Raw genomic sequence first — 7,706 nt, 5'->3', positions numbered from 1 at the left:
GATCGCTTGCCGGGTGGTCCGTCAGTAGCTCGGTGAGCATCGGGCGCGCACTGGCGAAGGTCCCGCGCTCCGCGAAGAGCAGCTCTGAGATCGGTCGTTTGATTGACCGATCTCAGAGCAACGGACCGAAGTCACGCCGCCCCACCGCAACCGGCCGAAGTCAGCGGCCGGCCGAGGAGCCTCAGCCGATGAGGTGCAGGCTCTCCTTGTTCTTGTCCGCGTACAGACGCTCGACGTCCGCGTCGAAGTCCTTCAGGAACACCGACCGCTTCACGCTCTGCTTCGGCGTGAGGTATCCGTTCTCGATGGTCAGGTCGTCCGCCAGCACCACGTACTTGCGGATGGACTCGGCCTTCGAGACCGCCTTGTTGGCACGCTGCACCGCCTCGTCCAGCGCGGCCAGGACGTCGGGGTCCTTGCGGGCCTCCGCCACGGACAGCGCGGGCTTGCCGTGCATCTTCAGCCAGCCCGGCAGACCCTCGGCGTCGAGCGTCACGAGCGCGCCGATGTACGGCTTGTTGTCGCCGACCACTACGCACTGGCTGACCAGGGCGTGCGACCGGATCCGGTCCTCGAGGTTCGAGGGCGCCACGTTCTTGCCGCCCGCGGTGACGATGATCTCCTTCTTGCGACCGGTGATCGTGAGGAACCCGTCGCCGTCCAGAACACCCAGGTCGCCGGTGAGGAACCAGCCGTCCTCGGTGAACGACTCCGCGGTGGCGGCCTCGTTGTTGTGGTACCCCCGGAAGATGTTCTGGCCCTTGAGGAGGATCTCGCCGTCCGCCGCGATCTTGACGGAGCAGCCAGGCAGCGGCGGGCCGACCGTGCCGATCTTCGTCGCCGTCGGGCGGGTCACTGTTGCCGGGGCCGTTGACTCGGTGAGGCCGTAGCCCTCGAGCACGGTGAGGCCAAGACCACGGTAGAAGTGACCGAGGCGCTCACCCAGCGGGCCGCCGCCCGAGACGGCGAACTCCGCCTGGCCGCCCAGCTTGGCCCGCAGCTTCGAGAACACCAGCGCGCTGGCGACCGAGTGCTGCAGCTTCAGGCCCAGGCTCGGGCCCGACGGCGTGTCGAGCGCGCGCGACCACGCGATACCCGTCGCCGTGGCCCAGTGGAAGATCTTCGACTTGCCGCCGGCCGCCGCCGTCTGCTCGGCAGTGTTGTAGACCTTCTCGAACACGCGCGGCACCGCGAGGATGAACGTGGGCCTGAACTCGCCCAGGCCGTCGACCAGCGTCGTCGTGTCGCCCCAGTGCCCGGTGACCACGCCGCCCGCGACGGCGAGCACGTGGACGTAGCGCGCGAACACGTGCGCCATCGGGATGAACAGGAGGGTGCGTCCGCCGTCCTTGGCGAACACCTCCGGCACGGCCTCGACGGCGTTCACGGCGAGCGACGCGAAGTTGCGGTGCGTGAGCTCGGCACCCTTCGGGCGGCCAGTGGTGCCCGAGGTGTAGATGATCGTGGCGAGGTCGTCGATGCCTGCGAGGCCCCGGCGGCGGGTGATCTCGGCGTCGGGCACGTCCACTCCGCCGTCCGCCACCGCGTCCAGCGCGCCGTCGTCGATGACGAGCACGTCGGTCACGTGGGGGCAGGCGGCGCGCACCTCTTCGACTGTGGCGGCGTTGGCCGCGGTCTCCGTGAAGACGAGCTTCACGTCGGCATCGGACAGGATCCACTCGACCTGCTCGGCCGAGGAGGTCTCGTAGACCGGTACGGGCACCGCGCCGGCGGCCCAGGCCGCGAAGTCCAGCACGGCCCACTCGTACCGGGTGCGGGACATGATCCCGACCTTGTCGCCGGGCTCGATACCGCGGGCCACGAGGCCCTTCGCCACGGCAACCACCTGGGCGTCGAACTGGCCGGCCGTGACGACGCGCCAGGGCTCGCCCTTGCCGACCGGGACCTCCATCATCGGCTTGTCGGCACCAGCGCCGACACGATCCGCGAGTACATCGTTGAGATTGGAGGTGGGGGGCAGCTCGATGAGGATCGGGCTGAAGATCTCGTCCATTCTGACTCCAGTGGCAGTACTGACCGTGCCTGCAAAGATACCGGGAAACGGACGCCGCGTGTTGCACTCCGGGCGGTCGCTACCCTGGTTCTGTGCACCTTTCGGTGCAGTCCCCTTCTCGACGGACTCAACGACCGTCGTGCGAACGAGAGAACGTGAGGACGAATGCACGCCATCGGGGTCGACATCGGCGGCACGAAGATCGCTGTGGGAGTCGTCGACGAGGAGGGCAAGATCCTCGCCCAGGTACGCCGGGAGACCGACGCCGACGACGTCGCGCACATCGACAAGGCGATCGCCGACGCCTGCAACGAGCTCGTCCGCGAGCACGAGGTCGGCGCGATCGGGCTCGCCGCAGCGGGCTTCGTCAGCCCGGACCGGACGTCCGTGAACTTCGCCCCCAACATCGCCTGGCGGGAGTACCCGCTGGCCGCGAAGGTGGCCGAGCTGGTCGACGCCGACCTGCCCATCGTCGTGGAGAACGACGCGAACGCCGCGGGCTGGGCCGAGTTCCGGTTCGGCGCGGGCCGCGACGCCACCGACATGCTCATGCTCACGGTCGGCACCGGACTCGGCGGCGCCGTGATCTCCGAGCGGGAGCTCGTGCGCGGAAAATGGGGCATGGCCGCCGAGGTAGGGCATATGCGTGTGGTGCCGGAAGGGCACTACTGCGGCTGTGGCCACGAGGGCTGCTGGGAGCAGTACGCGTCGGGCAGCGCGCTGGAGCGCGACGCCCAGCACGCCGCGGTGGCGCGCGACGGGCAGGCGAAGCGGCTGCTGGAGCTCGCGGGCGGCGACCCTGCCGGGATCCGCGGCAAGATGGTGACGCAGGCCGCCCAGGAGGGCGACGAGCTCGCGATCGAGCTGCTCGCCACCCTCGGGCGCTGGATCGGTGAGGGCTCGGCGTCGGTGGCGGCCCTGCTCGACCCGGAGCTCATCGTCATCGGCGGTGGCGTGGGCGCGGCCGGCGAGCTGCTGCTCGGCCCGGTGCGGCGGGGCTTCGAGGCCCAGCTGTCCGCGATGGGCCACCGGCCGGTGGCGAAGATCGAGCTGGCCGAGCACGGCAACGAGGCCGGCATCGTCGGCGCGGCGGACCTCGCCCGCCGCTGAACCGTCGCCGATATGTCAGAAGCTCAGTTCACCCGGGTGAACTGAGCTTCTGACGTCTTCTACGGCGTGTTGCGGCGTCAGACGACATTGTTGGTCGTCTGAGCCTGCGGTTCCGCTCCGGCTCAGACGACGGCGCCCGGGCCGTCGTCGTCCGGGTCCCGCTGGTGCGGCATGCGCCAGATCAGCACGCCGAGGCCGGTCACGAACAGGCCGAGGCCGATCTGCCCGGCCAGCGGCGGGATCGACACCGACGACATCGCCGCCGACACGATCATCCCGACCAGGGCCAGCAGGGGAACACCCACGACGAAGCTCCAGGCCATCGTGAGCAGCGGGTCGCGCGACATCAGTGGCGGCGGCTCCGGCGGCGTGAAGTGGGACTCCGCCTCCTCGAGCGCCTCGATCTCCGGCGTCAGCGGCCAGTCGCGCGGGCCGGCGGGCAGGATCACGCGCGACCCGGCCACCGGCTCGTCGGAGCGGTCACCGGCACGACCCTCGATACGGTCGCCGACGCCGTCGTCGGCGGTGCTCTCGTCATCCGGCCGCGAAGTCTGAGAGGATTCGGCGGGCTTCTCCGGGTCGTCGGCCGCGCCGTCGGCCCGCGAGGCACCCAGGTCGCCGAGGGTTGCGACGATGTCGGCCCAGCGCGAGGCCACGTCGTCGTCGCCCAGCTCGCGTGGGGTGTCGCCGGGCACGTCGTCGTCTCGGTCGTCGGTGTTCGATGCGGCCATGGGCACACTCTATTGTCGTCGGGGGGCCCGCGGGGCCGGGTCTGGAGGAGGAAATCTTGTTCTACTGGGTGATGCGGAACCTGCTGGTCGGCCCGTGGCTGCGCCTCGCGTACAAGCCGTGGGTCATCGGCGCCAAGAACGTGCCGCGAACGGGCCCGGCGATCATGGCGAGCAACCATCTCGCGGTGATCGACTCGTTCATCCTGCCGCTCCTGATCCCGCGCCGGGTGACCTTCCTGGCCAAGTCCGACTACTTCACGGGCAAGGGCATCAAGGGCAAGGTCGTGGCCTGGTTCATGACGGGCATCGGCATGATCCCGGTTGACCGCTCCGGCGGCGCCGCGAGCGAGGCCGCGCTGCGCACGGGGCTGCGCGTGCTGCGCGAGGGCAACCTGTTCGGCATCTACCCCGAGGGCACCCGAAGCCCCGACGGCCGCCTCTACAAGGCGAAGACCGGCGTGGCCCGGATGGCGCTGGAGTCGGGCGCCCCGGTCATCCCCGTCGCCATGGTCGACACCGACGTCGCCCAGCCGCCCGGGCGCGGCCTGCCCACGTTCATGCCGCTCGGCGCCGTGATCGGCGAGCCGCTCGACTTCAGCCGGTACAAGGGCATGGAGACCGACAAGTTCGTGCTGCGCGCGGTCGCCGACGAGATCGAGTACGCGATCCTTGCCCTGTCCGGCCAGGAGTACGTCGACGCGTACGCGGCCAGCGCCAAGGAGCGCATGGCCCGCGGCGAACCCCTGCCCCCCGCGTCCGAGGAAGGCCCCGGCGGCCTGCCCCTCCCGGAGGTGGAGAAGCCGCAGCGCCCCACCCGCTGACCCCCTCCTGGTTGTGAGCGCAACCGTTGCGGCTTCGATGGACACGCCTGAGCAGACCCGGCTCGCGGGTTAACCTTGGCCGCGTGGAACTGATCCGTAAGGGCAAGGTTCGCGAGGTCTACGCGGACTGCGACGACGTAATCCTGGTGGCTTCCGACCGTGTGTCGGTGTACGACGTCGTGCTGCCGACGCCCGTGCCCGACAAGGGCGCGATCCTCACGCAGATCTCGCTGTGGTGGTTCCGGCAGTTCGCCGACCTCGTGCCCAACCACGTGATCAGCGAGGACGTCCCGGAGGAGTGGAAGGGCCGCGCGGTCCGCTGCAAGCGCCTGGAGATCGTCCCCGTCGAGTGCATAGTTCGTGGCTACCTCGCGGGCGGCGGGCTGGAGAGCTACCGCGAGTCGGGCAGCGTGTCCGGCGTCGCGTTCCCGTCAGGACTGGTCGAGGCCGACCGGCTGCCGCAGCCCGTCTTCACGCCGTCGACCAAGGCGGACGAGGGCCACGACGAGTACATCTCCGTCGAGGAGATCGCCAAGGACCTGGGCGAGGAGACGACGAACCGGCTGCGTGACCTGTCGCTGGAGATCTACGACCGCGGCGCCGAGATCGCCCGCGAGCGCGGCGTCCTGATCGCCGACACGAAGTTCGAGTTCGGGACCGACGCCGACGGCGTCCTCACGCTCGCCGACGAGGTCCTCACGCCGGACTCCTCGCGCTTCTGGAAGGCCAGTGAGTACGAGCCCGGTCGCGGGCAGTGGTCCTACGACAAGCAGTTCGTGCGCGACTGGTCCTCGACGCTCACGGACTGGGACCGCACCTACCCCGGCCCGGAGATCCCCGCCGACGTCGTCGCGGAGACCCGCGCCCGCTACCTCGAGATCTACGAACAGCTGACGGGCGACCGCTGGACCTGACCCGCAGTGTCAGTGGTGGCCGCTAGCGTGCTCGGCGTGAGCACCACGTCTGCGTACCAAGCCACGTTCGAGGAGCTCGGCACGCCGCTGCGGGACGTCACCTTCGTGGTGGTGGACCTCGAGACCACCGGCACGAACGCCAAAGAGGGCGGCATCACCGAGATCGGCGCCGTGAAGGTACGCGGCGGCGAGGTGCTGGGTGAGTTCCAGTCGCTGGTGAACCCCGGTCAGCCGGTTCCCGCGTTCGTCGCGCGGCTGACGGGGATCACGAACGCCATGGTCGCCACCGCGCCGGACATCGCGCTGGTGCTGCCGAGCTTCCTGGAGTGGGCGCGCGACGCGGTGCTCGTGGCACACAACGCGCCGTTCGACGTCGGCTTCCTCAAGGCCATGTGCGCACGGCTCGACTACGAGTGGCCCGGGTTCACCGTCGTCGACACGGTGCCGCTGGCCCGGCGCCTGGTCACCCGGGACGAGGCGCCGAACCACAAGCTGTCCACGCTCGCCAACCTGTTCCACGCCAGCGTCTCCCCCGACCACCGCGCGCTGGCCGACGCGCGGGCGACCGTGGACGTCCTGCACGCGCTCTTCGACCGCCTCGCGCCCATGGGCATCACGCACCTGGAAGACCTGGCCACGGCCGCCGACCCGGTGCCGCCCGAGGTGCGCCGCAAACGGCACCTCGCCGACGACCTGCCCGCAACGCCCGGCGTGTACCTGTTCCGCGGACCGGGCGACGAGGTCCTGTACGTCGGCACGTCCGTCAACATCCGCAAGCGGGTGCGGTCGTACTTCACCGCCGCCGAGAAGCGGAAGCGGATCACCGAGATGGTGCGCATCGCCGAGCGGGTCACCCCGGTGGCGTGCGCGACGCCGCTGGAGGCGCAGGTGCGCGAGCTGCGGCTGATCACCGAGCATGCGCCTCGTTACAACCGGCGGTCGAAGTTCCCGGAGCGGCACTCCTGGGTACGGCTCACCGACGAGGCGTACCCGCGGCTCTCCGTGGTGGGCGGCGTGGTGGCCGGCGCCCTGCACATCGGCCCGTTCGCGTCCCGGCGCACCGCGCAGGAAGCCGTGCACGCGCTGCACGACGCCCTCAACCTGCGCCAGTGCACCGCACGCATCCCGCTGGTCTCCCGCAAGCCCGGCAGCCCGTGCGCCCTGGCGGGCATGGGCCGCTGCTCCGCCCCGTGCATCGCGACGGAAGGCCCGGACACGTCCTACGAGCAGGTGGCCGACGCCGCCCGCAGCGCCCTCACCGGTGATCCGTCGCCGGTGGTGCGCGCGCTCTCGGACCGGATCGCCATGCTCGCCCACCAGGAGCGGTACGAGGAGGCGGGCGAGGTCACCCGGCGGCTGCGCGCGTTCGTCTCCGGTGCGCACCGGGCGCAGAAGCTGGCGCCCCTCGCGGCGTGCGCCGAGCTGGTCGCTGCCCGCCCCTCCGGTATCGGCGACGCACCGGGCCGCCCCGGCGGCTGGGAGATAGTGGTGATCAAGCACGGCCGGCTCGCGGCCACCGACGTCTCAGAACCAGGGGTCAACCCCCTTCCGCTGGTCTCGGCACTGCGCACCACCGCTGAGCACGTCGAGCCCCCCGTCCCTCCGGCGCCCGCGGCACACCCGGAGGAGACCGACCTCCTGATCGCCTGGCTCGACTCCCCCGGCGTGCGCCTCGTGCAGCTCAGCGACACCTGGGCCTGTCCGGTACGCGCGGCAGGGGCGCACGCCGAGCTGACCTGGGCGTCGGACCGGGTGCGCACCGAGATCGGCGCGGACGACGGCGTTCCGGAACCCGGGAACCCGCCGCACGTGGATACGATGACGGCATGCTGACCGCGATCGTCCTCATCGACGCCGAGACGTCCCGCATCCCCGAGGTCGCGCAGGAGGTCGCGAACATCGACGGAGTGAGCGAAGTCTTCTCCGTGACCGGCAAGACCGACCTGGTGGCGATCGTGCGCGTACCCGAGCACGAGCAGCTCGCCGGAGTCGTGTCCGACGCCGTCAACAAGGTGCCCGGGGTGCAGAACACCGAGACCCTCATCGCCTTCCGCGCCTTCTCGAAGGCGGACCTGGAGCAGGCATTCGCCCTGGGGCTTGACGACTGACCCCTACG

Annotated in this window: 7 protein-coding genes; 5 read left to right on the top strand and 2 right to left on the bottom strand. The window is 70.6% G+C overall.

Translation table 11 applies throughout. The features are described 5' to 3' along the window. Positions 1–181 precede the first annotated feature (181 nt). Positions 182–2,014 carry an AMP-dependent synthetase/ligase gene (locus AB0F70_RS26475; protein ID WP_357455959.1) on the bottom strand — a complete coding sequence of 611 codons (1,833 nt, stop codon included), beginning with the start codon at positions 2,012–2,014 and terminating at the stop codon, positions 182–184. Positions 2,015–2,179: 165 nt separating this feature from the next. Between AB0F70_RS26475 and AB0F70_RS26470 the strand changes: the two genes are divergently transcribed. After that, positions 2,180–3,124, top strand: coding sequence for an ROK family glucokinase (locus AB0F70_RS26470; protein WP_116676022.1), 945 nt, complete (start codon positions 2,180–2,182; stop codon positions 3,122–3,124). A gap of 122 nt (positions 3,125–3,246) precedes the next feature. Here the strand turns inward: AB0F70_RS26470 and AB0F70_RS26465 are convergent, their stop codons facing one another. After that, entirely contained in the window at positions 3,247–3,855 is a 609-nt protein-coding gene (locus AB0F70_RS26465) for a hypothetical protein (RefSeq protein WP_357455955.1), read from the bottom strand. A 56-nt stretch (positions 3,856–3,911) separates the two neighbouring features. On the opposite strand from AB0F70_RS26465, the gene AB0F70_RS26460 reads away from it, so the two are divergent. The 4 genes from AB0F70_RS26460 to AB0F70_RS26445 all read left to right on the top strand — a co-directional run bounded on the left by AB0F70_RS26460 (position 3,912) and on the right by AB0F70_RS26445 (position 7,698). Beyond that, positions 3,912–4,676 carry a lysophospholipid acyltransferase family protein gene (locus AB0F70_RS26460; protein ID WP_357455952.1) on the top strand — a complete coding sequence of 255 codons (765 nt, stop codon included), beginning with the start codon at positions 3,912–3,914 and terminating at the stop codon, positions 4,674–4,676. An 83-nt stretch (positions 4,677–4,759) separates the two neighbouring features. Continuing rightward, entirely contained in the window at positions 4,760–5,590 is an 831-nt protein-coding gene (locus AB0F70_RS26455) for a phosphoribosylaminoimidazolesuccinocarboxamide synthase (protein ID WP_357455949.1), read from the top strand. A 36-nt stretch (positions 5,591–5,626) separates the two neighbouring features. Continuing rightward, positions 5,627–7,423 carry a DEDD exonuclease domain-containing protein gene (locus AB0F70_RS26450; RefSeq protein WP_357455946.1) on the top strand — a complete coding sequence of 599 codons (1,797 nt, stop codon included), beginning with the start codon at positions 5,627–5,629 and terminating at the stop codon, positions 7,421–7,423. Next, positions 7,417–7,698: an Lrp/AsnC ligand binding domain-containing protein gene (locus AB0F70_RS26445; RefSeq protein ID WP_116676031.1), complete on the top strand. Its 282-nt coding sequence runs from the start codon at positions 7,417–7,419 to the stop codon at positions 7,696–7,698. Before AB0F70_RS26450 ends, AB0F70_RS26445 begins: the two co-directional genes overlap by 7 nt. Positions 7,699–7,706 lie beyond the last annotated feature (8 nt).

This window comes from Promicromonospora sp. NPDC023805 (assembly GCF_040639635.1).
Taxonomy (GTDB): domain Bacteria; phylum Actinomycetota; class Actinomycetes; order Actinomycetales; family Cellulomonadaceae; genus Promicromonospora.
The sequence above is the reverse complement of the archived record's forward strand: the minus strand, read 5'-3'. Positions and strand labels throughout refer to the sequence as shown.